Raw genomic sequence first — 26355 nt, forward strand, 5'->3', positions numbered from 1 at the left:
GCCCATGCCGGGCAGGCGGCCGAGAGATCGCGAGCCCAAATTTTCAGATCTCTGCCCCGGCTGAGAGCGTCGATCCTACCGACTTCTGCAACAAAATCGGCCAACACCGGAAGTGGGCTGGGCCTATTCGATCGCCTCGTCGGCGTGCGCAAGGAGTTATACCGACACTTCCAAGCTAACGACGCCGGCCACGGTACACGATCTGGCGATCAAGTCGCACCACATTTGTCGACTCGCCGGAATCGTTCGCCAATTTCGGCGCGCGACGACGCAGGAGGAAGGAGACGCCGCAAAGCGTCTCCTTTCTCCACACGACGCGGCAGATAAAGATTCCGGAATAGCCGTCGAACGACAGCACAAATTCGTTGGCAAATATGTAGTACGGCGCGGAGATGCAGGCCCCCAAGGCGTTGATATCGCGCACCATGCATGGATGGGTCCCACGAATTTCATCAAATGACAGCAGCGCCGCCCGGTTGATCGGTATGCGCTTCATTGCACGACGTTCGATCATGGCGAGATGCTCCAAATAAGAAAGCAACTTCCCATCGAACGACCGCAGCGATTGCGATCGCGCTTTACGAAGTCAGTTTCCCGGTCCCGCCGACGTCCGGAAAACGGCAGCATCTGCAACGTTGATCCGCGCAGCTTATGCTAACAAGCAGCATTATTGTCTTATTAAAATTGGATCGGAGTTGGTGGTTAATTCGGACGCTTGACGCCGACCTTTCAAACGGACGTTCGTGCCTTCGAAGCGGGAGGTCGACCTCGCTACGATAGCGAATACGTGGCACCTTTGCCCCCGGAAATGCACAATTAGCAATCTTGCCCAGTTGGTTCGTCTGATCACAGGCTGCCGTTCTCGGCCAGTGGACTGGACAGCCTAAAGGTCCGCTGTGGGTCACGAGCAGCGGTCACCGTAACCATCGTACAACGTCCGGTCTCCCGGAGCATCATCGACTTCTATGGCGGCGACGGCAGCTTGGCTCATCCGTGAGCACGTCGCAACGGTCGAAATGCTGCGCTAGATCACAATCGCCCATCACCGCAAGTTGGTTACGCCCGCACGACGCAAGCCGTCTGCCAAGTGCTCCCGATGCTTCATGTCAAGGTAGGGGGTCGTAACGTCGAAGTGCTGCTGCGGGTCCGCCGGCCGGGAGATGAAATCATGCACCAACGGCCGCGCTTCCTCCACGCGTCCAAGTTGGCCAAGGCTTGCGAGAAAGACCCTGAGCCCGGGGTAGAAACGGCGCGCGCCCATCCCAAGCTGACAATAATGGAGCGCCTCCTCGTAGTTCTCCTGGTGGTAATAAGCCAGCGCGACAGTGCCCAGAAAGGCACCGGCTTGAGCATCGTTCGGGTTCAGACGGAGGCAGCGCAGCAGAGCGTCCAGAGCTTCTCTGAAGTGTCCGATATAGACCCGAACCAGGCCAAGGGCGAAGAACCCGAGCGCGAAATTCGGGTTGAGGTCGATCGAACGCTGCGCCTCTGAAAGCGCCTGCGCGTGCATTCGCCTTACCAAACTCGTCCAGCACAACGCGTAGTGGCAGTAAGGATCGCGGTCATCGATCGTAACCGAACGCGCCGCAGCCGCGTGAGCTTCGGACGCGTCGCTCGCGAGATCGCTGGTCCAGCCGTGCCAAACCCGGGCGTTCAGCGTGCGTGCAAGCGCCATGTGTGCCTGGGCGAAAGTCGGATCGAGGCTGATCGCCCGCCGCAACAGAGTAATGGCCTCGTCCTGGTTCTCGGGAGTGATTTGTAAAAAATGCCACATCGCGCGCATGCAGCAGTCGAACGCATCCAAATTGCCGACGCTCTTGCGAAAGGCTCGTCTGCCTTCCATCAACAGCATCTCCGGCTCGATCGCGGCGACCACGCTCTGCGTTATCTCGTCCTGGATGGCGAAGATGTCGGCCATGTCGCGATCGAACCGCTCGGCCCACAGGTGATTTCCGGTTTCTGCTTCGATCAGCTGGCTTGTGATCCGAACGCGTTGTCCGGCCCGTCTTACGCTCCCTTCGAGGATGTATCGCACGCCGAGTTCGCGAGCGACTTGCTTCACATCGACAGCTCGGCCTTTGTAGACGAAGGTTGAACTCCGTGCGATGACAAAGAACCATCGATGATGGGACAGCGCAGTCGTGATGTCTTCTGTGATACCGTCCGCGAAGTACTCCTGCTCGGGATCTCCACTCATGTTCGAGAACGGGAGCACAGCAATCGAGGGCTTGTCTGGCAGCGCGAGTTTGCCGCCCAGCACGCCCGCGGTCACCGGATGCTCGGGTCGCCAATCAACAGAGTAGACCGAAACCGGACCACTGATGTTCTTTAACGATCGTTGGCCGATTGGCGTGAGAGGGAAGTTCAGCTTACCCTCAATTTGATCCCGGATTGCACCGGAGATGCAGATTCCGCCGGGGTCAGCGACCCCTTGCAGCCGCGCAGCAACATTTACTCCGTTGCCGAGCAGGTTGTCGCTGTCCACCATCACATCGCCGAGGTTGAGGCCAATTCGAAATTCCATCCTTTTGTCGCTAGGAAGGTCGGCGTTGTGGCGATGAAGCGCGCGTTGGATGGCCACTGCAGCTCGCACGGCCTGAACGGGACTGTTGAACTCGGCGATCACACTGTCTCCGGCCTCGCCGAAGATCCGTCCGGCGTGCTCGCTTATCAGATCTGACATCGTGCGACGGTACGCGTCCAAGGTCCGCAGGGTCGCTTCCTCGTCGGCTCCCATGAGGCGGCTGTATCCGGCAACATCCGCCGCCAGAATTGCCGCAAGCCGGCGTTCCACGCGATTGTCGGTCAAGAACGGTCCTCCCGAGATCGGTAGATCCGTCTGATGTATCAAAGCATAGGGTGTTGCTCTTGGGCTAGAGCCAATGTCGGCTTTCGCCGGGCTGATATCCTTGTCGATCATATCTTGAAGGGACGCCGCCTATTCGGGAATGCCGGCCTTGATCAAGCCCTCCGCGAACACCTCGCAATGGGCGAAGCCGCGCAGATTGTTGCGCAGGACGCTCACCCTCAGCGGTGGCCCGACCTTGTTGCGGCGGGCGGTGAATTCCACCGCCTCTTCGATCAGGCCGAGATGCCCACAGCAGCTGATCAGCGCATTGTAGTGCCCAGCGAATTCGGCATCGGCGGCGACCGACGCCCGGAGATGCGGCAGCGCCTCCGCGAAGCGCCGCGCCGCGAGCAGCGCCAAGCCGTGGATCGTGGTGTAAAGGCCGGAAAAGGAATCCAACGGGCTCATGCGAAGTGCTTTTGCAGTCTCGCCGATCGCATCGTCGAAGCGCCCCGCACGCAACAACGCCCACCCGTAAGCCGTGTGCGCGAGCGCGAAGCTGGGATTGAGGTTGAGGGCGGCCTGGTGCTCGGCCAGCGCGCGCTGGTGTTGGCCGGAGGTGCTCAAGTTGAGGCCGACGGTCATGTGGGCCCACGGCTCGCCCTGGTCGAGGCGCAACGCCTCCTGGGCGTGCAAGGCGCTCTGCCTGTAGCCCTCGGAGCGGTCTTCAACGTAATAGTAGAGCGTGGCCCACCAGATCGCCCAGCTGAGAGTGGCGTGGGCTCGTGCATAGTTCGGGTCAATCTCTATGGCGCGGCGCAGCAGGCGTTGTGCCTCTTCGTTGTGCTTGCGGCCAAACTTGTTGATGAGGTCGATGGCGCGGACCACGAGTCCCCAGACATCGACGCTTTCCGGCGGCTTTCGGGCGGCGCGATAGCCCTCCTGGGTGTAGAGGTGCGGCTCGATCGCGGCAACGATGTTTTCCGTGATCTCGTCCTGGACCGTGAAGATGTCGTGCAGCTGACGATCGTACTTCTCCGCCCAGATGTGCTTGGCCGTCTCCCCATCGATGAGCTGACCTGTGATGCGGATGCGCTGGCCGGCGGTGCGTACGCTGCCCTCCAGGGCGTAGCGCACGCCCAGATCGCGGGCGATTGTCCTCACATCGACGGCTTTGTCTTTGTAGACAAAGGCCGAGTTGCGGGCGATGACGAAGAGCCAGCGAAGCCGGGACAGCGCCGTGGTGAGATCCTCGGTGACGCCGTCCGCGAAGTACGCGCGCTCCGGATCGTCGCTGAGGTTCGTGAAAGGCAGGACCACGATCGACGGCCTGTCCGGCAATGGCAGGGCTGGCGGTGCCGACGCGGCAGCGGCCAAGCCGACGTTGACCCGAAATACCTGCAACGGGTCAGCGATGTTTTTCAAGCGCTGCTCACCCATATCAGCGTACTGGGTGTCGATCTTACCCTTGACCTGTTCGTATGCGGAACGCGACAAGCAGATTCCGCCGGGTTCAGCAATTCCTTCGAGTCGCGCTGCGATATTGACGCCATCGCCCAGAATGTCATCGCCCTCGACCAGCACTTCGCCGAGATTGATGCCGATGCGGTAGAGCACGCGCTGTTCCGCGATCAGCTTGGCGTTGCGCCGGGCCATCAGCTTCTGCACTTTGATCGCGCATTCGACTGCTGCCACGACCGATGGGAACTCAATGAGCACGCCGTCGCCCGTGGTCTTCACAATCCGTCCGTCATGCTTTCCGACGATCGGCCGCATTGCCGCCAGATGGTCACGCAAGCGGCGCGCTGTCCCTGCCTCGTCCATGCCCATGAGCCGGCTGTAACCAGCCACATCGGCGGCAAGGATCGCTGCAAGCCTGCGTTCGACGGGTTGCTGTGCCATGGACTGCTCTCCAGGCTACGGCTCACGGCACTGTACCACAATGAGCCGACGTCCGGGCCTTTATGGGTACACGCCCAGGCCGAGTAGCGGCTCTCGAAGGTGATTGCAGGGGTTGCAAAACTCTGCAAAGTCTCTTGCACCGCATCCTTTCACTACGAGCCGCCGAGCCAGCCAATGCCTTCCGTGTTCGAGACATCAGCCGCGTCAGCCATTCCCATCAGCTTCGTGACCAAATCGGGCTGGGATGCGCTGCGCGAAGCACTGCCGCCGGCGCAGCGCCAGTTCGCGACTGCGAGCAACTTCACCGCCAAGCCGGGCGCCTACCTGGCGCTGCCGGCGCCGGACGGCGCGATCGCGCAGGTGCTGTTCGGCATCGAGGACGAGGCTGCGAAATCGCGCGACCTGTTCCGGGCAGGCAGCCTGCCAGGGCTTCTGCCGCCGGGCACCTATCGCTTTGCCAATGCGCCGCATGATGCGCGGCTCGGGTGCATCGCCTTTGCACTCGGCCGCTATCGCTTTGCCCGCTACCGCAAAGCTGATCGGCCAGACGTCCGCCTGGTGCCGCCCGACGGCGTCGACGCCGCCGAGATCACGCGCATCACCGAGGCCGCGATGCTGGCACGCGACCTCGTCAACACACCGTCCAACGACATGGGGCCGGAGGAGCTGGCCGCGGCCGCCGAGGTGCTCGCGTCGACCTATGGCGCGAGCTTCGCCTGCATCGTCGGCGATGATCTGAAGACGCAGAATTTTCCTCTGATCCATGCCGTCGGCATGGCATCGACGCGCGCGCCGCGGCTGATCGATATCAGTTGGGGGGATCCCGCGCATCCCAAGGTCACGCTGGTCGGCAAGGGCGTGTGCTTCGACACCGGCGGGCTCGACCTGAAGCCGTCGAGCGGCATGCTGATCATGAAGAAGGACATGGGCGGCGCCGCCAATGTGCTGGCGCTCGCACGCATGGTGATGGACGCAAAACTCAAGGTGCGGCTGCGCGTGCTGATCCCGGCGGTCGAGAATGCGGTCGCCGGTAACGCCTTCCGCCCGCTCGATATCTTCTCATCGCGCAAGGGAATCACGGTCGAAATCGGCAACACCGACGCCGAGGGCCGGCTGGTGCTGGCCGACGCGCTGGCGCTCGCCGACGAGGAGACGCCCGACCTGCTGATCGATCTGGGCACGCTGACGGGTGCTGCGCGCGTCGCGCTGGGGCCGGATTTACCGCCCTTTTACACCAATGATGAAACATTGGCCGCTGACGTCGCGCGCTGCGCGGCCAGGGAGAACGATCCGTTGTGGCGCATGCCGCTGTGGCCGGCTTACGATTCCTGGCTGGATTCGAAGGCGGCCGATATCAACAATGCTCCGTCCAACGGTTTTGCCGGCTCGATCACCTGCGCGCTGTTCCTGCAACGCTTCGTCGAGCATGCCAAGAGCTGGCTGCATGTCGACATCTACGCCTGGACGCCGTCGGCCAAGCCGGCGCGGCCCGAGGGCGGCGAGTGCCAGGCCGCACGCGCCCTCTACCAGCTCCTGAGTGAGCGCTATGCGTGATCATGATCCAAGATTGACACCGGCGCGCGGCGACATCGCCGCAAAATATCTCGAAGGCAAGGTCCAGGCCGACCGCTTCGTCACCGGCGAGGATTTTGAAGTGGTCGAGGCGATCGCGCCGATGCGCGAGCAGCCGTCGTCATCGGCGATGCTCATGACGGAAGCGCTGCGCGGCGAGCGCGTCACCATCTACGACCGCAACGGCGAAGGCTGGGCCTGGGGCCAGCTCGTCAGCGACGGCTATGTCGGCTGGCTGCCCGATGTGGCGTTGATGAAGCCATCATCCGAACCGACGCATAAGGTCGCAGCACTCAGGACGTTTGCATTTCCCGGGCCGTCGATCAAGCTGGCGCCGGCGGACACGCTGGTGATGGGATCGAAGCTCGCTGTTACCCGCGAGGATGGAAGCTTTGCCGTGACGCGCGGCGGGCAATTTGTGCCGAGAGCACATCTCGCGCCGCTCGACCATCGCGAACCGGATTTCGTGTCCGTCGCGGAGCGCTTTGTCGGCACGCCCTATCTCTGGGGAGGCAAGAGCAGTCTTGGCATCGATTGCTCCGGCCTGGTCCAGGTCTCGCTTACCGCAGCCGGCATCGGCTGCCCCCGCGACAGCGACATGCAGCAGATGGGGCTCGGTCGTGCGCTCGAGGGGCATGAGCGTGACAGACTGAAGCGCGGTGACCTGATCTTCTGGAAGGGCCATGTGGCGATCGTGCGCGACGGCGGCACCATGGTTCATGCCAATGCGCATCACATGGCAACGGTCGTCGAGAATACCGAGCCGGCGATTGCGCGGATCAGGCAGGCCGGCAGCGAGGTCGTTGCAATCAAGCGGCTCTAGGACGTGTAAAGATGCCACGCCCACTTACCCGAAAGAGCGTGACTTAGTTACCTTCATTCTAGGTCAGTACTCACCTTTGCAGGGCCATTTTGACCTCGTAGAGGAAATGGACGACGGTAGGATGGGGGGTCTTCGCTTTGTTGGTAGCGCAGACCGACGTTTCGGTAGGTGCATTGGCGAGGCCGAATTTGATGATGCCGATGGAGTGCTAGTCTCTGCCGCACTGAACGTCGATCAGCGCGGAGAGCTGTTTGAACTCGATCTTTGGAAAGTCGATTTTTCGCCACTACAAAGGATCGCGGCTCGGAGTGAACTCCGACCCGCAATTTTCGGCCGCCACAAAACCTCAGAATAGAACAGGTTCGTAGCTCGTAGGATGGGTAGAGCGCAGCGAAACCCATCATTCGTGCGGTGCGGGCGCGAGGCGATGGGTTTCGCTGCGCTCTACCCATCCTACCAAGCTGACCAAACTCATCGCCAGCGGCTCAGGATCATCCGCCTAAGGCCGAGACCAAGCGCTTTGGCAGGTCCCGAGGTCATCTTGCCTCTGCCGTCCCATTCAGTTGCAGATTTCGATGACGCCGGTCCCGCCACCGCTCAGCAAGCCGGCCGTCCTGTTGCTGCTCCCCGATTCGAGTCGACAGCCCTGTCGGACGGGACGGCAGCCCGCACTGTTGCAAAACATCTGTCCCGTCGCCTGCGGCTTCGAGGGCGCGGACTCAACCTTCTTCCTCTCGTCATCCCTCGGCTTGGCGTCATCGCGGGTCGCGACAGGCTTCTTGTCCTGCACCTTCTCGCACTCATTATCCTCATTGACGCGGTAGCCGGCACGGCAGGTGATCTTGACGCAACTGTTGCCGTCCGCCCGAAAGCCGCGGTCGCAGACCAGCGGGCAGACGCGGCCCTGCTTGGCCTTCAGTGCATCCAGCGCATCGACGCTCGCGAGCTTCACATCAAACTTGGTCCCGGCATATTTGTTGAATTGCGTTAGCGATCGTTGCGCGGCTGCATTCCAATCGCCGTCGGCTGCAGAGGCGAGACAACCGACACGCCGCAATTCAAGCTGCACCGACTTCGCCAGCTCGGCCTCGGACAAGGTTGATGTCGGCGGGACAGCAAGCGCCGCGACCTTCTGGGGTTCGGCAGCAGGTTGGGGCGCAGAGGGCTGGGGCGCAGCCTGCTCGACTGTGCTCCTCTCGGCCGTCTGCCTGGTCACGAGGTCCGCCTTTGCCTTTTCGGCTGCCTGCGCCTTTTCGGCAGCCTGCTTTTCGGCGAGCGCCTTCGCAGCCGCCGCCTCGGCGGCCTTGCGCTGCTGCTCGGCTGCCTCTGCCCTCGCTTGCTCAATTAGCTTTTGCTTCTCCGCCGCAATCCGCGCCTCTTCGGCAGCCTTTGCCGCGGCTGTCGCCTTTTCGAGCTCAGCCTTCCGGGCGTTTTCCGTGGCAAGCCTTGCCTTCTCCTGCTCGGCCAGTCGCGCCTTCTCGGTCGCGGCTGCGCGCTCTTCCTCCGCAGTCGCCTTCCTGAGCTGCACACGCGCAAGGTTTGCGTAGAACCCGTCCGGATAGGCCTGCAGAAATGCCTGCCATGCCTCGCGGTCGCCGGCCTGGAGCGCGAGCTCATAGTCCCGGCGCACGCTGTCCTGGGGATTGGCCTGCGGGCCCGGCGCGGCGACCGGCTTGACCGGCACCAGCGACACGTCATCACCGCCGAGCGAGCCGTAGACGTACGGCTCCTGCTTGTAGCTGGTGGACTTCAGCACATCATCGCGCACGAAGCCAAAGGCCTTGCGCAGATCGAGCCCAGGCTTCGGCAGGTGATCGGAAAGAGCAACCGCAAACGGGCTATTCCTGGAATCGCCGTCGGAAGCGGTCGATCCCGCCTTGGCGGCGAAGGCAACCATCGTATTGGGGCTGGTCGGCTCGACCTTGGCGAGCCCGCGCCCGATCGCGCGCGAAGCCACGGTTCGCTTCATCGTCTTGGCGAAGGGATTGTCGCGGCAGGCATCCAGGATCACGAGCCGAAGTTGCTTGGCCGGCTCGATGCTGACCAGGACGCGATCGAGCGGGAACGCCTCGTCATAGACGTCGGTGTCGGCCTCGAGAAGGGCATCGGTCGGGATCAGGTAATTGGTGCCGTCCACTTCCATGCCATGGCCGGCATAGTAGATGACCGCAACATCGGCATCGCGGCTCTTGGTGCCGAACTCGCGCAGCGTCTTGCGCGTCTCGGCGGCGCTGAGGTCCTGCCTGACGTCGACGATATCGAAGCCGACCTTCCTCAGCATGCTGCCGATCAGCCCGGCATCGTTGACCGGATTGGCAAGCCGCGGAACGTTCTTGTAGGCCGAATTGCCGATAACCAGCGCAACGCGCTTTTCGGCGTGGGCCGAGCCGGATCCGAGCAAAACGACAAATATTAATAAACCAAAGATGCCAAAACGGCTCATTGCAGCCCCCTGCAATTCATCAGACTAGCCAACGTGTGGCGAAAAGCAATCTTTGTTCCGTGATCCTGGTCACAAACCGGCGCTAACTTTAATTTCTGACGAACCCTGGTGCGGCAATTGGTAGCGGCGGCCTGCGCGAGGGCCCGGAAAGTCTCGATGCAGCCTCCCGGAATGACGGTGTTACGTCGCCACCGACCCGTTGCCCGCCGTCTCCAGCCGGAACGCCGCTGCGAACAGCGCGCGGGTATAATCCGTCTTCGGGCTCTTGAAGAGGTCCGCGGCCTGGCCCTCTTCCACCACCTTCCCGCCGCGCATCACGATGAGATGGCTCGCGAGCGAGGCGACGACGCGCAGATCGTGCGAGATGAACATGTAGGTGAGGTCGCGCTTGCGCTGGAGATCGCGCAGCAGATCGACCATCTGCGCCTGGAACAGCATGTCGAGCGCGCTGGTGGGCTCGTCCAGCACGATGAAATCGGGCTCCAGCACGGCGGCGCGCGCGATGCTGATGCGCTGGCGCTGGCCGCCGGAGAATTCGTGCGGATAGCGGAAGCGCGTCTCCGGATCGAGCCCGACGTCCTCGAGCGCCTTGACGACCTTTGCCTCTCGCTCCTCTGGCCTGAGCTTCGGCTGATGCACGCCGAGACCCTCCTCGATGATGTCGGCGACCGACATCCGCGGGCTAAGCGAGCCGAACGGATCCTGGAACACGATCTGCATGTCGCGGCGGAAGGGGCGCATCTCCTTGAAGCGCAGCCCCTGGATGTCCTTGCCCAGGAACACGATGCGGCCGTTGGAGGAGATCAGCCGCAGCAGCGCCAGGCCGAGCGTGGTCTTGCCCGAGCCGGATTCACCGACCACGCCCAGCGTCTCGCCCTTGCGCACGGCAACACTGACGCCGTCGACCGCCTTGATATGGCCGACCGTCTTGCGCATCAGCCCGCGCTTGATCGGAAACCAGACCTTGAGGTCATCAGCCGACATTACGACCGGCGCCTGCGGCTGCGGCGGCGCTGGATCGGGTTTTGGCTCCGCGGCGAGCAACGCGCGCGTGTAGGGATGTTTCGGGCTCTTGAAGACCTGCTCGACCGGGCCCTGCTCGACGATCTGGCCATTCTTCATCACGCATACGGTATCGGCGATGCGCCGCACGATGCCGAGGTCGTGGGTGATGAAGAGCAGGCTCATGCCGAGGCGCGCGCGGATCTCGGCGAGCAAAGCCAGGATCTGCGCCTGCACGGTGACGTCGAGCGCCGTCGTCGGCTCGTCCGCGATCAGGAGATCGGGCTCGTTGGCAAGTGCCATCGCGATCATGACGCGCTGGCGCTGGCCGCCGGACAATTGGTGCGGATAGCTCGACAACCGCGTTTCGGGATCGGGGATGCCGACCTGGGTCAAGAGCTCCAGCGTCCGCTCGCGCGCCAGCGCATTGCTGGTGGGATTGTGGAGCTGGATGATCTCGCCGATCTGCGCCTCGATCGTGTGCAGCGGATTGAGCGAGGTCATCGGCTCCTGGAAGATGATTGAGATATCGCTGCCGCGCAAGGCGCGCATCTCCGCTTCCGGCAGGCCCAGGATTTCCTGGCCCTTGAAGCGGATGTTGCCCGAGGGATGCGAGGCGTTCGGATAGGGCAACAGCTTCAGGATCGACAGCGCGCTGACCGATTTGCCGGAGCCGGATTCGCCGACCAGCGCAACGCATTCGCCGCGCTTGATCTGGAACGAGACCTTGTCGACCGCGAGCGTGGTGTTGCCGCCCTGGTGGAAGGCCACCGAGAGATCGCGCACGGCAAGAAGGGGCTGGTTGATCGCGTCCATCAAGCCCTCACTTGAACGTCTTGCGCGGATCGAAGGCGTCGCGCACGGCCTCGCCGATGAAGATCAACAGCGACAGCATGATCGCGACCGAGAAGAAGCCGGTGAAGCCGAGCCACGGCGCCTGCACGTTTGACTTGCCCTGCGACAGCAATTCGCCGAGCGAGGGCGATCCGGGTGGCAGGCCGAAGCCGAGGAAGTCGAGCGCCGTCAGCGTCATCACCGAGGACGACACGATGAACGGCAGGAACGTCATCGTCGCGACCATCGCATTGGGCAAAAGGTGCCGGAACATGATGACGGCATTGGAGACGCCGAGCGCGCGCGCCGCCTGGATGTATTCGAAATTGCGTCCGCGCAAGAATTCAGCGCGCACGAGTCCGACCAGCGAGACCCAGGAGAACAGCAGGAGGATGCCGAGCAGGACGAAGAAACCGGGCACCAGCACCGATGACAGGATCAGTAGTAGATAGAGCGAGGGGATCGCGGTCCAGATCTCGATGAAGCGCTGGAAGGTGAGATCGATCCAGCCGCCAAAGTAGCCCTGAATGCCGCCGGCCGCGACACCGACGATCGAGGAGACGATCGTGAGACAAAGCCCGAACAGCACCGAGATGCGGAAGCCGTAGATCAGCCGCGCCACCACGTCGCGGCCCTGGTCGTCCGTGCCGAGCCAGTTGTATTCGAGGTCGCGGCAACTCTTCAGCCCCTTCTTCTCGAGCACCGGCTTGCACTGCGCTTCCGTCAGCATCCAGGTCGGCGGCGACGGCGCCGGCGTCGGCAGGTCGAGATTGTGGGTGTTGTAGGAGTAGCGGATCAGCGGCCAGACGATGGTGCCGCCCTTCTCCTTGATCAGCTTCTGGAGATAGGGATCGCGATAGTCGGCCGCGGTCTCGAAATCGCCGCCAAAGGTCGTCTCCGAATAGGTGACGAAGGCCGGCCAATACAGACGGCCGTCGTACTTGATCATGAACGGCCGGTCGTTGGCGATCAGTTCGGCGAACAGCGACACCACGAACAGGATCATGAAGATCCAGAACGACCAGAAGCCGCGCCGGTTCGCCTTGAAGCTTTGCCAGCGCCGCTTGTTCAGCGGAGAAGGCACGAACGGCTTGCGCGTGATCGGCACGGCGGTGCCGAACGGCGATCTCGTCGTGGTCTCGATCGGAGTCGGCGCGGTGACAGACATCAGACCTCCCGCGCCTCGAAATCGATCCGCGGATCGATCCACATATAGGTCAGGTCGGAGATCAGGTTCACGACCAGGCCGACCAGCGAGAAGATGTAGAGGGTGCCGAACACCACGGGATAGTCACGGTTGAGCACGCTCTCGAAGCTGAGCAGGCCAAGCCCGTCCAGCGAGAAGATGGTTTCGATCAGGAGTGAGCCCGAGAAGAAGGCGTGGATGAAGGCGCCGGGGAAGCCAGCGATCACGATCAGCATCGCGTTGCGGAAGATGTGGCCGTAAAGCACCTGGTTCTCGCTGCAGCCCTTGGCACGCGCGGTCATGACATATTGCTTGCGGATCTCGTCAAGGAACGAGTTCTTGGTGAGCAGCGTCATGGTCGCGAATGCGCTCAGGCCCATCGCGAGCAGCGGCAGCGTCAGGTGCCAGAAATAATCGATGATCTTCCAGTACCAGGGGAACTGCGACCAGCCGTCCGAGGTCAGTCCGCGCAGCGGGAACCAGTTGAAGAACGAGCCGCCGGCGAACAGGATGATCAGGAGGATCGCGAACAGGAAGCCGGGAATCGCATAGCCGACGATGATGATCCCCGAGGTCCAGGTGTCGAAGCGCGAGCCGTCCTTCACCGCCTTGCGGATGCCGAGCGGGATCGAGATCAGGTAGGTGATCAGCGTCAGCCAGATGCCGAGCGAGATCGAGACCGGCAGCTTCTCCTTGATGAGCTGGATCACGCTCACGTCGCGGAAATAGCTCTTGCCAAAATCGAAGCGGGCGAAATTCCACACCATGAGCGCAAAGCGCTCCGGCGCCGGCTTGTCGAAGCCGAACTGTTTTTCCAGCTTCTTGATGAAATCGGGATCGAGCCCCTGCGCGCCGCGATATTTCGAGTTCACCGCATCGGCGCCTGCGCCGACCTGTCCGGGCGCGCGCTGCGCGAAATCGCCGCCGCCGGAAATGCGCGACGTGCCGCCGGTGTCGGCGCCGGAGAGCTGCGCAATAACGCGCTCGACAGGGCCGCCCGGCGCGAACTGCACGACCACGAAGGACACGAAAAGAATGCCGAGCAGCGTCGGAATCATCAGGAGAAGGCGGCGGGCGATATAGGCGCTCATGGGCTATTTCGCCTGCTCGAGCTTATTGTCGATCCTGGCGGCCTTGGCCGCGTCAGACCACCAGATCTCCGGTGCGCCGACCCCGTTCGCATAGCGCGGCAGCTTGGCCGGGTGGCTGTACTGATCCCAGTAAGCCAGCCGATGCGTCTTGTTGTACCATTGCGGCACCCAGTAGCGGCCGGCGCGGAACAGGCGATCGAAAGCACGACAGGCGACCGTCAATTCCTCGCGGCTGTCGGCCGCCATGATCTTCTCGATCATCGCGTCGATGGCCGGGCTGGCGACACCCGCAAGATTGTATGATCCCTTGGTTGCCGCGGCTTGCGAAGAAAAGAACGCGCGCATGGCGTCGCCCGGCGTCGCCGACATGGAGAAGCGCTGGATCGTCATGTCGAAATCGAAATCTTCCACGCGCGCCCGGTATTGCACGGCATCGACCAGACGCAGGCTCGCGTCGATGCCGAGGGTACCCAGGTTCTTGATGTAGGGCGCGTGATGCGGCTGGAGCGACGGCTCCTCCGCGAGGAATTCGATCCGGAACACCTCGCCGTTCGGCAGCAGCCGCTTGCCGTCCTTGACGACGAGCCCGGCCTCGTTGAGGAGTTGCTGCGCCTTGCGCAGCAGGGCGCGGTCCTGTCCCGATCCGTCGGAGACCGGCGGCACGAAGGGTTCGCCGAACACCTCGTCGGGCACCTGGCCGCGGAACGGCTCGAGCAGCCTCAGCTCCTCGGGCGTGGGCGGCCCGCCTGTCACCATCAGGTCGGAGTTCTGGAACGGCGAGACCGTGCGCGCATAGGCGCCGTACATGATGGTCTTGTTGGTCCACTCGTAGTCAAAGGCGTAGGTCAGCGCCTCGCGCACGCGCGGATCCTTGAACTTGTCGCGCCTGGTGTTGATGAACCAGCCCTGCGCGCCGGAAGGCGTATCGTCCGGCGTAATCTCCAGCTTGACGCGGCCATCCTTGACGGCGGGGAAATCGTAGCGGGTCGCCCAGATGCGGGACGTGAACTCCTCGCGGTAGAGATAGTTCTTGCCGGTAAAACCTTCGAAGGCGACGTCGCGGTCGCGATAGAACTCGTAGCGCACGACGTCGAAATTGAAGCTGCCGCGACAGACCGGCAGATCGGCCGCCCACCAGTCCTTCACCCGCTCATATTCGATGTAGCGATTGACCTCGAATTTCCCGACCTTGTAGGGGCCTGAGCCCAGCGGAACGTCGAGCGTCGATTCGTCGAAGGCGCGCGTGGCGTAATAGGCTTTCGAGAAGATCGGTAGGCTCGCAACAAAGAGCGGCACGTCGCGGGCACGCTTCGGCGCGAAAGTGACCACAAGCGTCGCATCGTCGAGCGCTTCCGCGCTCACCATGTCGCGCATCTGCACGATGATCAGCGGATGCCCCTTCTCCTTCAGCGCCGTCAGCGAGAACGCAGCATCATGCGCCGTGAGCCTGGTGCCGTCGTGGAATTTCGCCTCGGGCCGCATGGTGAAGCGATAGACGAGCTTGTCCGGCGAGATCTGCACCGACTTCGCGGCGAGCCCATACATGGCGTCCGGCTCGTCGTTCGCTCGCGCCATCAGCGACACGAAGGTCATGTCCATGCCTTGCGCGCCGTCGCCCTTCAGGATGAAGGCGTTGAGCGAATTGAAAGTCTGGTAGGACTGGTTGTAGGCGCGCACCGACGGGATCAGCGAGAACGCCCCGCCCTTGGGCGCGTCCACGTTGACGTAGTCGAACTGGCGAAAATCGGCGGGATATTTGAGATCGCCGAAGGCCGAGATGCCGTGGGCCGCGGTCCACGCCTCCGAGGCGTGCGCGTTCCGCAACAGCGGTGTGCCGAGGGACGCACCCAGCGCACCGCCGACACCTAAGGCCAGCACATGCCGGCGTGAGAGCTGCGCCATGCGAACGATGTCCTTCACGACTTCTTTGCGATCCGCGCCGCCTTGTCTGCGTCGTACCACCAGAGGAACGGGAAGCCGGACTGGCCGTATTTGGGCAATTCCGCCGGGCGGCCAAAACGGTCCCAGCGCGCGGTGCGGACCTTCGAATAGGTCCACTGCGGCACGACGTAATTGTTCCACAGCAGCACGCGGTCCAGCGCCTTGGTGGCGGCGACGAGATCGTCGCGATCCTTGGCGTAGATCAGCCGCTCGATCAGCTTGTCGATGGCGGGGTTCTTGATGCCCGCGATATTACGCGAGCCCGCGATGTCGGCGGTCTTGGACGACCAGAACTCGCGCTGCTCGTTGCCCGGAGACTGCGACTCGCCCCAGGAGTTGGTGACGACGTCGAAATCCCAATCGCGAAGCCTGTTCTCGTACTGGGTCGGGTCAACGGTCCGCACGCTCACGGCGATGCCGAGCCGCTCCAGTGACGGCTTGTAGAACAGCGTGACCCGTTCAAAGCTCGGATCCTGGTTCAGCAATTCAAGCGAGAACTGAGCGCCGGTTTTGGTGTCGGTCAGCTTGCGGTCGCGCACCTCGTAGCCGGCTTCCTTCAGGAGACGTAGCGCCTCGCGCAGATTGTCGCGCACGGCTTCCGGACTGCCGCCGACCGGATTGGCGTACGCCGTCGTGAAGACTTCGGGCGGGACCTGTGCGCGAACGGTCTCGAGAATCTCGAGCTCTTTTCCCTGCGGCAGCCCGGTCGCCATCAGCTCGTCGATGCCATCAAAATAGCTGCTGACGCGCTTGTACTGGCCGTAGAAGATCTGCTTGTTCATCTCCTCGAAGTCGAACGCATAGTTGAGCGCGCGACGCACGCGGGGATCGCTGAATTTTGCGCGGCGCAGGTTCGGCACGAAAGCCTGCATGACGCCCGAGCTGCGATTGGCGAATTCCTCCAGGATCACGCGCTTTTCGGTCACGGCCGGGAAATCGTAGGCGGTTGCCCAGCTCTTCGCGCTGTTCTCGGTACGCCAGTCGACCTGGTCGGCCTTGAATGCCTCGATTGCGACGGTGGCGTCGCGGAAATATTCGTAGCGCATCTCGTCGAAATTGTTGCGGCCGACATTGGTCGCGAGGTCGCGCCCCCAATAGTCCTTGACGCGCTCCAGCGTGATCGACCGTCCGGCAACGAATTCCTTGATCCTGTAGGGGCCGGAGCCGAGCGGAATTTCGAGCGTGGTGGTGGAGACATCGCGCTTGCGGCCCTGCGCATCGGTGCCCTCCCACCAATGCTTCGGCAGCACGTAGAGCTGGCCGACGATCTGCGGCAGCTCGCGATTGCCCGGGGCATCGAACACGAACTTGACTTCGCGCTCGCCAACCTTCTCGGCCTTCACCACGTGACTGTAGTAGGCCGAGTACATCGGGTGATGGGTCTTGAACGCGTTGAGCGAGAAGATCACGTCGTCAGCCGTGACCGGCTTGCCGTCATGCCACTTCGCGTCCGGCCGCAAGCGATAGGTGACGAAGGAGAAATCGTCCGGGTGGCTGACGGCCTCGGCAAGGGCACCGTATTCGGTCGAGACTTCGTCGAGCGAGGGCGTCAGCAGGTTTTCATAGATGAACGCGACGGCACCGGCGACCTGCCCCTTCACACCGGACACGACGATGTTGAAATTGTCGAACGTGCCGACCGCGATCTGGCGCGCGACGCCGCCCTTCGGCGCTTCCGGATTGACGTAGTCGAAACGCTTGAAGTCGGCTCCGTATTTGACCTTGCCGAACAGCGACAGCGCGTGGCGCCAGGGCAGCTCGCTTGCGGCTTGCGCCTCGGCACCGACCAGCGGAAGGCCTGCGGTGGAACCGAGAGCTGGAAGCGCTGCGGTCGCAGCGCCGGCGAGCAGAAGATCGCGTCGGGTAATTGCCAAATGAACATCCCTGTCTTGATAGGAGCCTATCCCTTAAGGCCCCAATATACGGCAAGGTTTCGACCGATTATGTTGCTTTTTCCTCATCTTGGAGGCCTACCGGGGCGGTCCGCTGCGGCCAAACGCCCCGATAACAACAACGCGACCATATAGATACGGAAACGGCCAGGCACAGGGCCTGGCCGCAAATCGTCTGACGACGCCGAGAACCTTATTTCGACGCAGTCGGCAGCGGAGCCGGCTTGTCGGACATCGAGTTCAGATAGGCAATCACGTCGGCGCGCTCGGAATCCTTCGGAATGCCGGCAAAGCCCATCGCGGTGCCTGGAACGGCGGCCTTCGGGTTGAGGATGAAGGCGTTGAGCCCTTCGAAGTCCCAGTTGCCGCCCTTGCTCTTCATGCCGGCGGAATAGTTGAAACCGGCTTCCGAGGCGCGGGCGCGGCCGACGACGCCAAAGAGGTTCGGGCCGACGCGGTTCGGGCCGCCCTTCTCGAAGGTGTGGCAGGCGCCGCACTTCTTGGCGGCGGAGGCGCCCTTCTCGACGGAGGCGGTCTGGAGCAGCTTTTCGATCGGCTCGGAGGCCGCAGCGGCGGCGCCTTCCTTGCCGTGGCCGGCATCTTCCTTCACCGCGATCTCGAAGCCGGGCTTCTCCAGCGGCTTCGGGGAGAACAGCGCCTGGGCGGTGAAGCTCGTCACCAGGAGAACGAGGCAGGTGCCGAGCACGGCACCGAGGATCTTGTTGAGTTCGAAGGAGTCCATTTCGGATCAGGCCCCACGCCGCGAGATAAGGAAGTGCGGCCCAAGCGGCCGCCAGGACAGGCGCTCCAAGGGAATCGGACGTTCCACCCCACCCCAGAGCAGCGATGAGATATCGGTTTGCCCGGGGTCTGGCAACCCGTATAAACGGGCTCGCTTTCACCCCATCCCCACCCAATTCCGGCGCGTTTCGCGCCCCATTTCCTGGGCCAATCCGGATGACCGTTTCCCGTACCCTGGTGCTCATTCCGGCCCGCATGGCCTCGACCCGCCTGCCCGGCAAGCCGCTCGCCGACATCGCGGGACTTCCGATGATCGTACAGGTGCTGCGCCGCGCCGAGGAGGCCCAAATCGGGCGGGTCGCGGTCGCAACCGACACGCCGGAGATCGCGCAAGCCGTCACGGCCCATGGCGGCGAGGCGGTGATGACCCGTGCCGACCATCCGAGCGGCTCGGACCGCATCTTCGAGGCGCTGACCCTTCTCGACCCGGCCGGCGAGGTGGAATTCGTCGTCAACCTTCAGGGCGACCTGCCCACCATTCCGGCGCAGGACGTCCGCGCCGCCCTTGCCTTGCTCGACGACCCCGAGGTCGCGATCGGCACCGCGGCCGCCGAGATCCGCGTGACGGAGGAGCATGTCAACCCGAGCGTGGTGAAGCTGATCGGTTCCCCCCTGGGTGGGCAGCGGCTCCGCGCGCTCTATTTCACCCGCGCGACCGCGCCCTATGGCGACGGCCCCCGTTACCACCACATCGGCCTCTACGCCTATCGCCGGGATGCGCTGGAACGCTACGTCAAGCTGCCTCCATCGGTCCTGGAACAGCGCGAAAAGCTCGAGCAATTGAGGGCGCTGGAGGCGGGCATGCGGATCGACGCGACGATCGTGGATTCGGTGCCGCTCGGGGTCGATACCGCCCATGACCTCGAAATCGCCCGGCAGATGCTGGCGAAATCCTGAGCGGCTGTTACAAGGCGCCACCATGAGCAAAATGAAGATCGCATTCCAGGGCGAACCTGGGGCCAATTCCCATATCGCCATCGTCGAGGCCTATCCCGACGCCGAGCCGTTGCCGTGCTCCACCTTCGAGGACGCGCTGTCGGCGATCTCCTCCGGCGAGGCCGACCTCGGCATGATCCCGATCGAGAACTCGGTCGCGGGCCGCGTCGCCGACATCCACCACCTGCTGCCGGCCTCCGGCCTCTTCATCGTCGGCGAATGGTTTCTGCCGATCCGGCACCAGTTGATGGCGGTGAAGGGCACCAAGCTTACTGACATCAAGAGCGTCGAGAGCCATGTGCACGCGCTCGGCCAGTGCCGGCGCATCATCCGCAAGCTCGGCGTCAGGCCGATCGTGGCCGCCGACACCGCCGGCAGCGCGCGCGACATTTCCGAGCGCAAGGACAAAAGCGTGGCCGCGATCGCCTCGCGCCTGGCCGCGCAGATTTACGGCCTCGACATCCTCGCCGAGGACGTCGAGGACGAGGCCCACAACACCACGCGCTTCGTGGTGCTGGCGCGCGAGGCCAAATGGGCCGAGCAGGGCTCGGGGCCGCTGGTCACTTCTTTTGTTTTCCGGGTGCGCAACCTGCCCGCCGCGCTCTACAAGGCGCTCGGCGGCTTTGCCACCAACGGCGTCAACATGACCAAGCTCGAGAGCTACATGGTGGACGGCAATTTCTTCGCCACGCAGTTCTATGCCGACGTCGACGGCCATCCGAACGACAAGGGGCTCGCGTTTGCGCTGGAGGAGCTGAAATTCTTCTCGCGCGAGTTTCGGATCGTCGGCGTCTATCCGGGGCACCCGTTCCGCGCGACGTTCAGCGAGACGAGGGAGTGAGATGCCACCCTCCCCTGGAGGGTAGCTAAGCCGCCTTCGCGAGCCCGAACGCGTCAGCCAGCAGCGAATAGGACTTTTTCCGCTTCTCGTGGTCGTAGACCGCCGTGATGACCATCAGCTCGTCCGGCTTGCTCGCATCGATCAGCGGCTGGAGCTTCTTTTGCACCGTCGCCGGCGTGCCGACGAACAGGCGGGAGCGGCCGCGCCCGATCGAGACGCGCTCGGCGTCGCTGTAGGGATAGGCCAGCGCCTCCTCGACGCTCGGCAGCGGCAGATACTGGCCGCGGTCGCGGCGCAGGCGATTGAGATCGTAGGACGCCGCAAGTTTCTCGGCCTCTTCATTGGTATCCGCGGCGATGGCCGCGACGGCGAGGATCGCGTGCGGCGTTGCGCGCCAGGCCGACGGCGTGAACCTGCTACGGTAGTTCACCATCGCGTCGACCGCGTCATGGCTTGCGAAGTGATGCGCGAACGCAAAGCCCATGCCGACTTGAGCCGCGAGCTCCGAGGAATAGTCGCTGGAGCCGAGCAGCCAGACCGGCGGCAGCGGCGTGTCGTCGGGCATGGCCACGACGTTGTTGTAGGGATGGCCCGACGGGAAATCGCGGGTCTCCCACAAACACAGCTCGTGCAGCCGCTCGAGAAAATCGTCGCCCTCGCGGCGATCGAGCCGGGAGCGCAGCGCATGGGCCGTGGCGCCGTCGGTGCCTGGCGCGCGGCCGAGGCCGAGATCGATGCGGCCGGGAAACAGCGCCTCCAGCATCTTGAAGCGCTCGGCGACCACCAGCGGGGCGTGGTTGGGCAGCATCACGCCGCCGGAGCCGACGCGGATATGTTTGGTCACCGCCGCGATCTGCCCGATCATGACGTCGGGCGCCGGGCTCGCGACGGAGGCGAGGTTATGGTGCTCGGCGAGCCAGTAGCGGACATAGCCGAGCCCATCGACATGGCGCGCTAGGTCGATGCTGTTGCGCAGCGCCGCGGCGGGCTTGGTGCCTGTGGTGACGACGGAAAGGTCGAGAACGGAGAGCGGGAGCATGATCGCTAACCTAGTGCGCGGCGCCGGGCCGGCAATGGCCGACGCGTGCAGATCTGGCGTGTGCGCGCCGCGAGCCCTGAGGCGCTAGACGCGACTTGAGTGGGATTCCGAGCATAAGATTAGCACGGATTTCATACTGCCCAACACAAGATATGGCCACCCCCTCAAGTAGATCTTGACTAATATATTGATATTTAATATATTTCTTACGCCTACAATCTTCCCACAATTTTTGAAATTTCGGCATAAAATACCATTCTGAGATACAATAGTGGGCAATTTCCCATGCCCGATGGGCTGTCCGGCCAGCGGCCTTTGACTTATCTTAGGGCCTCCCAACTAGACCCGACCGCGCGACGCAAGAGACTGGAGTGAGTGCTGCCATGACTGAGCCGACGACGGCTGCCGAGAACGACGGGCTCCTCGCCGTGAAGCGTCCCGCGATCTCCTTCGAGTTCTTCCCGCCCAAGACCGAGGAGATGGAACGCAATCTCTGGGAGACCATCAACCGCCTCGCGCCGCTGGAGCCGAAATTCGTCTCGGTGACCTACGGCGCCGGTGGCTCAACCCGCGAGCGCACCCATTCCACCATCGCGCGCATCCTGAAGGAGACCGCGCTGCTGCCGGCCGCGCATCTGACCTGCGTCGGCGCCTCGCGCGGCGAAATCGACGAGATCGTGGACCGCTATCACGAGGTCGGCGTCCGCCACATCGTCGGCTTGCGCGGCGATCCGCCCGGCGGCATCGGCACGCCCTACACCACCCATCCCGACGGCTACCAGAGCTCGGCCGAGCTCGTTGCCGGCATCAAGAAGCGGCATTCCGACATCGAAGTGTCGGTCTCGGCCTATCCCGAGAAGCACCCTGAAGCGCGCGACTTCGACGCCGACATCGACACACTGAAGGCCAAGGTCGACGCGGGCGCGACGCGCGCCATCACCCAGGTGTTCTTCGATAACGACCTCTATTTCCGCTATCTCGATCGCGTGCGTGCGCGCGGCATCAATATCCCGATCGTGCCGGGCATCATGCCCATGCACAATTTCAAGCAGGCCCGCAATTTCGTCACCCGCGCCGGCACCACGGTGCCGAACTGGCTGGCGGAAAAGTTCGAGGGGCTCGACGACGATGCCGATACGCGCAAGCTCGTCGCCGCGACGGTCGCGGCCGGCCAGGTGCACAAGCTCGCCAAGCATGGCGTCGACACCTTCCATTTCTACACCATGAACCGCGCCGATCTCGTTTTCGCGATCAGCCATCTGCTCGGTATTCGCGCCAAGAGCGCCCAGAAAGCTGCCTGACAGAAGATGACCGTATCCGTGTCTCCGAAGCGCATAGCGCTGCTGCAAGCCGCCCGCGACCGCATCCTGGTGCTCGACGGCGCCATGGGCACGATGATCCAGGCGCTCCAGTTCGATGAAGCCGCCTTCCGCGGCGAACGCTTTAGGGACTTCCATCGCGACCTGCGCGGCAACAACGATTTGCTGATCCTGACCCAGCCGCAGGCGATCGAGGATATCCACGCCGCTTACCTGCGCGCTGGTGCCGACATCGTCGCGACCAACACCTTCTCGACGACCTCGATCGCGCAGGCCGATTACGACCTCACCGACATCGTCTACGAGATGGCCCGCGAAGGCGCCCGCCTCGCCCGCAACGCCGCCGAACGCGTCGGCGCTGAGGACGGCAGGCCGCGCTTCGTCGCCGGCGCCCTCGGCCCGACCAACCGCACCGCCTCGATCTCGCCCGACGTCGCAAACCCCGGCTATCGCGCCGTCACCTTCGATGATCTGCGGAAGTCCTATGGCGAACAGATCAACGGCCTGCTCGACGGCGGCGTCGATTTGCTGCTGGTCGAGACAATCTTCGACACGCTGAACGCCAAGGCGGCGCTTTACGCGATCGCCGAGATCACCGAAGAGCGCGGCATCGACGTGCCCGTGATGGTGTCAGGCACCATCACCGACAAGTCCGGCCGCCTGCTGTCGGGCCAGATGCCGGAGGCGTTCTGGAACTCGGTGCGGCATGCAAAGCCTGTCACCATCGGCTTCAACTGCGCGCTCGGCGCGGAAGATCTGCGCGCGCATATCGCCGACATCGGCCGCGTCGCCGATACGCTGGTCTGCGCCTATCCCAATGCCGGCCTGCCCAACGAGTTCGGCCAGTATGACGAGAGCCCGGACTACATGGCCCGCCTGATCGGCGAATTCGCCCGTGACGGCCTCGTCAACATCGTCGGCGGCTGCTGTGGCACCACGCCCGACCATATCGCGGCGATTGCCGCCGCCGTCGCTCCGCACAAGCCGCGCGTCGTGCCCGAAATCGATGCGCGCCTGCGCCTCTCCGGCCTCGAGCCGTTCATCCTGACCGATGCCATTCCCTTCGTGAACGTCGGCGAGCGCACCAACGTCACGGGCTCCGCCCGCTTCCGCAAGCTGATCACATCAGGCGATTACACCGCCGCGCTGCAGGTGGCGCGCGACCAGGTCGAGAACGGCGCGCAGATCATCGACGTCAATATGGACGAGGGTCTGCTGGATTCGGAAGCCGCGATGGTGACCTTCCTCAACCTCGTCGCCGCCGAGCCCGACATCGCCCGCGTGCCCGTGATGGTCGACTCGTCGAAGTTCTCTGTCATCGAGGCCGGCCTGAAATGCGTTCAGGGCAAGCCAGTCGTCAACTCGATCTCGATGAAGGAGGGCGAGGAAAAATTCATCCACGAGGCGAAGATCGCACGGCGCCATGGCGCGGCGGTCGTGGTGATGGCATTCGACGAAGTCGGCCAGGCCGATACTTTTGCGCGCAAGACCGAGATCTGCAAGCGCGCCTACGACATCCTGGTGAACCGCGTCGGCTTCCCGCCTGAGGACATCATCTTCGATCCCAACATCTTTGCGATCGCGACCGGCATCGAGGAGCACAACAATTACGGCGTCGACTTCATCGAGGCGACGCGCTGGATCCGCAAGAACCTGCCCGGCGCGCACATCTCGGGCGGCGTCTCCAACCTGTCCTTCTCGTTCCGCGGCAACGAGCCGGTGCGCGAGGCCATGCACTCGGTTTTCCTGTATCACGCCATCAAGGCCGGCATGGACATGGGCATCGTCAATGCCGGACAGATGATCGTCTATGACGACATCGACCCCGAGCTGCGCCAGACCTGCGAGGACGTGGTGTTGAACCGCGACCCCGGCGCCTCCGAACGGCTGCTGGCGCTCGCTGAAAAGTTCCGCGGCAAGAAGACCGAGGCCAAGGAAGCCGACCTCGCCTGGCGCGAATGGCCGGTGGCGAAGCGGCTGTCGCATTCGCTGGTGCACGGGATCACCGAGTTCATCGAAGCGGATACCGAAGAGGCCCGCGCGTCGTCCTCGCGTCCGCTCGACGTGATCGAGGGCCCGCTGATGGCCGGCATGAACGTGGTCGGCGACCTCTTCGGCGACGGCAAGATGTTTTTGCCGCAGGTCGTGAAATCCGCGCGCGTCATGAAGCAGGCGGTCGCCTATCTCATGCCGTTCATGGAGGAGGAGAAGGCCCGCAACCTGGCGAACGGCATCGGCAGCGAAGCGAATTCGTCCGCCGGCAAGATCGTGCTCGCGACCGTCAAGGGCGACGTCCACGATATCGGCAAGAACATCGTCGGCATCGTGCTCCAGTGCAACAACTTTGAGGTCATCGACCTCGGCGTGATGGTGCCGGCGGCAAAGATCGTCGAGACCGTGAAGGCGGAGAAGGCCGACATCGTCGGTCTGTCCGGCCTGATCACGCCGTCGCTCGACGAAATGGCGTTCTTCGCCGGCGAATTGCAGCGCGAAGGGTTGAAGCTGCCGCTCCTGATCGGTGGCGCGACGACCAGTCGCGTGCACACGGCAGTGAAGATCGACCCGAACTACCAGGCCGGTCCCGTCGTGCATGTGAACGACGCGAGCCGCGCGGTCGGCGTCGCCTCCTCGCTGCTCTCGGTGGAGAAGCGCGAGACTTATGCCGCCGAGGTGCGCGCCGAATATGCCCGGATTTCCGAGGCGCATCTGCGCGCGCAGGCCGACAAGAAGCGGCTCAAGCTCTCGGATGCCCGCGCCAACCGCGTGCCGGTGGACTTTGCCGCCAAACCGCCGGTGAAGCCGACCTTCCTCGGCACGAAGACGTTTGACGATTACGATCTCGCCGAGCTCGTGCCCTATATCGACTGGACGCCGTTCTTCCAGACCTGGGAGCTCGCCGGCCGCTTCCCCGCGATCCTCGACGACGCCAAGGTCGGCGAGGTCGCGCGCGCGCTCTATGACGACGCGCGCAAGATGCTCGACACCATCGTCAGGGAAAAATGGTTCCGCGCGCGCGCCACGATCGGCTTCTGGCCGGCGAATGCGGATGGTGACGACATCGCCGTCTATGCCGACGAGAGCCGCACCAAGAAGATCGCGACGCTGCACACGCTGCGCCAGCAGCTCGAGAAGCGCGAGGGCCGCTTCAATGCCGCGCTCTCCGACTTCATCGCGCCCGGCGGAACCGGCGTGCCCGATTATGTCGGCGGCTTCGTGGTGACGGCGGGAATCGGCGAGGACGCGGTCGCCGACCGCTTCAAGAAGGCGAATGACGACTACTCCTCGATCCTGTGCAAGGCGCTGGCCGATCGGCTCGCGGAAGCCTTTGCCGAGCGCATGCATGCCCGCGTGCGCCGCGAGTTCTGGGCCTATGCGCCGGACGAGGCGCTCTCCAACGACGAGCTGATCCTGGAGAAGTACTCCGGGATTCGCCCCGCGCCCGGCTATCCCGCGCAGCCCGACCACACCGAGAAGAAGACGCTGTTCGAGCTGCTCGACGCGGAAGCCACCGCCGGCGTGAAGCTGACGGAGAGCTTTGCGATGTGGCCAGGCTCCTCGGTGTCGGGCCTCTATTTCGCGAACCCCGAGAGCTATTATTTCGGCGTCGGCAAGATCGAGCGCGACCAGGTCGAAGACTATGCCGCGCGCAAGGGCATGACGGTGGCCGAAGTCGAGCGCTGGCTTGCGCCGGTCTTGAACTACATCCCGGCCCGCGCGGCGAAGGACGAGACAGCGTTCGCGGCAACGCCTGCGAACGACGTCGCCTCCACCGACCTCGCCTCCCATCCTCCCGGCTGCACCTGCGCGGTGCATCTGGTGTGGCGGAAGAAGAAGGTCGGCGCGGGCTGACTGCCACCCTCCCCTGGAGGGGGATTCCCGGATTTTGTTCTTGGGTGGCAAGAGCATAGCCCTCGAGCGTGGCGGCGAGGCGGCTCCAGCCGTCTC

General features: G+C 63.5%; 17 protein-coding genes and 1 pseudogene. 7 read left to right on the forward strand and 11 right to left on the reverse strand.

Going from position 1 to position 26355, the window contains the following annotated elements; all coding sequences use genetic code 11:
- Window positions 1–175: 175 nt before the first annotated feature.
- From JQ632_RS36085 to JQ632_RS36095, 3 genes are all read right to left on the reverse strand, one after another.
- Complete coding sequence (locus tag JQ632_RS36085; RefSeq protein ID WP_212407476.1) at window positions 176–514, reverse strand: PilZ domain-containing protein; 339 nt, start codon at window positions 512–514, stop codon at window positions 176–178.
- 528 nt (window positions 515–1042) lie between these two features.
- On the reverse strand, window positions 1043–2809 hold the full coding sequence (locus tag JQ632_RS36090; protein ID WP_249152784.1) for an adenylate/guanylate cyclase domain-containing protein: 1767 nt from the start codon (window positions 2807–2809) through the stop codon (window positions 1043–1045).
- 129 nt (window positions 2810–2938) lie between these two features.
- The gene (locus JQ632_RS36095) at window positions 2939–4690 is read right to left on the reverse strand and encodes an adenylate/guanylate cyclase domain-containing protein (RefSeq protein ID WP_212407477.1); all 1752 of its coding nucleotides are present in this window, start codon (window positions 4688–4690) and stop codon (window positions 2939–2941) included.
- Between the two features lie 174 nt (window positions 4691–4864).
- Between JQ632_RS36095 and JQ632_RS36100 the strand changes: the two genes are divergently transcribed.
- The 3 genes and pseudogenes from JQ632_RS36100 to JQ632_RS40555 all read left to right on the forward strand — a co-directional run bounded on the left by JQ632_RS36100 (window position 4865) and on the right by JQ632_RS40555 (window position 7440).
- Window positions 4865–6244, forward strand: a complete 1380-nt coding sequence (locus JQ632_RS36100; protein WP_212407478.1) for a M17 family metallopeptidase — start codon at window positions 4865–4867, stop codon at window positions 6242–6244.
- Entirely contained in the window at window positions 6237–7085 is an 849-nt protein-coding gene (locus JQ632_RS36105) for a C40 family peptidase (RefSeq protein ID WP_212407479.1), read from the forward strand. The genes JQ632_RS36100 and JQ632_RS36105 overlap by 8 nt, the downstream gene beginning before the upstream one ends.
- A gap of 11 nt (window positions 7086–7096) precedes the next feature.
- Window positions 7097–7440: pseudogene (locus JQ632_RS40555) on the forward strand (DUF6984 family protein).
- Between the two features lie 204 nt (window positions 7441–7644).
- Here the strand turns inward: JQ632_RS40555 and JQ632_RS36110 are convergent.
- The 7 genes from JQ632_RS36110 to JQ632_RS36140 form a co-directional block, all read right to left on the reverse strand.
- Window positions 7645–9528, reverse strand: coding sequence for a caspase family protein (locus JQ632_RS36110; RefSeq protein WP_212407480.1), 1884 nt, complete (start codon window positions 9526–9528; stop codon window positions 7645–7647).
- 180 nt (window positions 9529–9708) lie between these two features.
- Window positions 9709–11346, reverse strand: a complete 1638-nt coding sequence (locus tag JQ632_RS36115; protein ID WP_212407481.1) for an ABC transporter ATP-binding protein — start codon at window positions 11344–11346, stop codon at window positions 9709–9711.
- 7 nt (window positions 11347–11353) lie between these two features.
- Window positions 11354–12532 (reverse strand): ABC transporter permease, encoded by a 1179-nt coding sequence (locus JQ632_RS36120; RefSeq protein WP_212407482.1) that lies wholly within the window; start codon window positions 12530–12532, stop codon window positions 11354–11356.
- The gene (locus tag JQ632_RS36125) at window positions 12532–13641 is read right to left on the reverse strand and encodes a microcin C ABC transporter permease YejB (RefSeq protein WP_212407483.1); all 1110 of its coding nucleotides are present in this window, start codon (window positions 13639–13641) and stop codon (window positions 12532–12534) included. Before JQ632_RS36125 ends, JQ632_RS36120 begins: the two co-directional genes overlap by 1 nt.
- A gap of 3 nt (window positions 13642–13644) precedes the next feature.
- The gene (locus tag JQ632_RS36130) at window positions 13645–15543 is read right to left on the reverse strand and encodes an extracellular solute-binding protein (protein ID WP_212407484.1); all 1899 of its coding nucleotides are present in this window, start codon (window positions 15541–15543) and stop codon (window positions 13645–13647) included.
- 14 nt (window positions 15544–15557) lie between these two features.
- Window positions 15558–17456 (reverse strand): extracellular solute-binding protein, encoded by a 1899-nt coding sequence (locus JQ632_RS36135; protein WP_212407485.1) that lies wholly within the window; start codon window positions 17454–17456, stop codon window positions 15558–15560.
- A 211-nt stretch (window positions 17457–17667) separates the two neighbouring features.
- Window positions 17668–18216: a cytochrome c family protein gene (locus tag JQ632_RS36140; RefSeq protein WP_212407486.1), complete on the reverse strand. Its 549-nt coding sequence runs from the start codon at window positions 18214–18216 to the stop codon at window positions 17668–17670.
- A gap of 215 nt (window positions 18217–18431) precedes the next feature.
- Between JQ632_RS36140 and JQ632_RS36145 the strand changes: the two genes are divergently transcribed.
- Together JQ632_RS36145 and JQ632_RS36150 are read left to right on the forward strand one after the other, a co-directional pair.
- Window positions 18432–19172: a 3-deoxy-manno-octulosonate cytidylyltransferase gene (locus JQ632_RS36145; protein ID WP_212407487.1), complete on the forward strand. Its 741-nt coding sequence runs from the start codon at window positions 18432–18434 to the stop codon at window positions 19170–19172.
- 22 nt (window positions 19173–19194) lie between these two features.
- Window positions 19195–20052, forward strand: a complete 858-nt coding sequence (locus JQ632_RS36150; RefSeq protein WP_212407488.1) for a prephenate dehydratase — start codon at window positions 19195–19197, stop codon at window positions 20050–20052.
- Between the two features lie 25 nt (window positions 20053–20077).
- On the opposite strand, the gene JQ632_RS36155 is transcribed toward JQ632_RS36150, so the two are convergent.
- Window positions 20078–21091, reverse strand: coding sequence for an LLM class flavin-dependent oxidoreductase (locus JQ632_RS36155; protein ID WP_212407489.1), 1014 nt, complete (start codon window positions 21089–21091; stop codon window positions 20078–20080).
- 383 nt (window positions 21092–21474) lie between these two features.
- Here JQ632_RS36155 and metF point away from each other — a divergent pair, with 383 nt between their 5' ends.
- A complete protein-coding gene (gene metF, locus JQ632_RS36160) occupies window positions 21475–22392 on the forward strand; it encodes a methylenetetrahydrofolate reductase [NAD(P)H] (RefSeq protein ID WP_212407490.1) in 918 nt (305 codons plus the stop codon).
- 6 nt (window positions 22393–22398) lie between these two features.
- Window positions 22399–26259 carry a methionine synthase gene (gene metH, locus JQ632_RS36165; RefSeq protein ID WP_212407491.1) on the forward strand — a complete coding sequence of 1287 codons (3861 nt, stop codon included), beginning with the start codon at window positions 22399–22401 and terminating at the stop codon, window positions 26257–26259.
- The last annotated feature ends 96 nt before the right edge of the window (window positions 26260–26355 follow it).

Source organism: Bradyrhizobium liaoningense, assembly GCF_018130955.1.
GTDB classification, from domain to species: domain Bacteria; phylum Pseudomonadota; class Alphaproteobacteria; order Rhizobiales; family Xanthobacteraceae; genus Bradyrhizobium; species Bradyrhizobium liaoningense_C.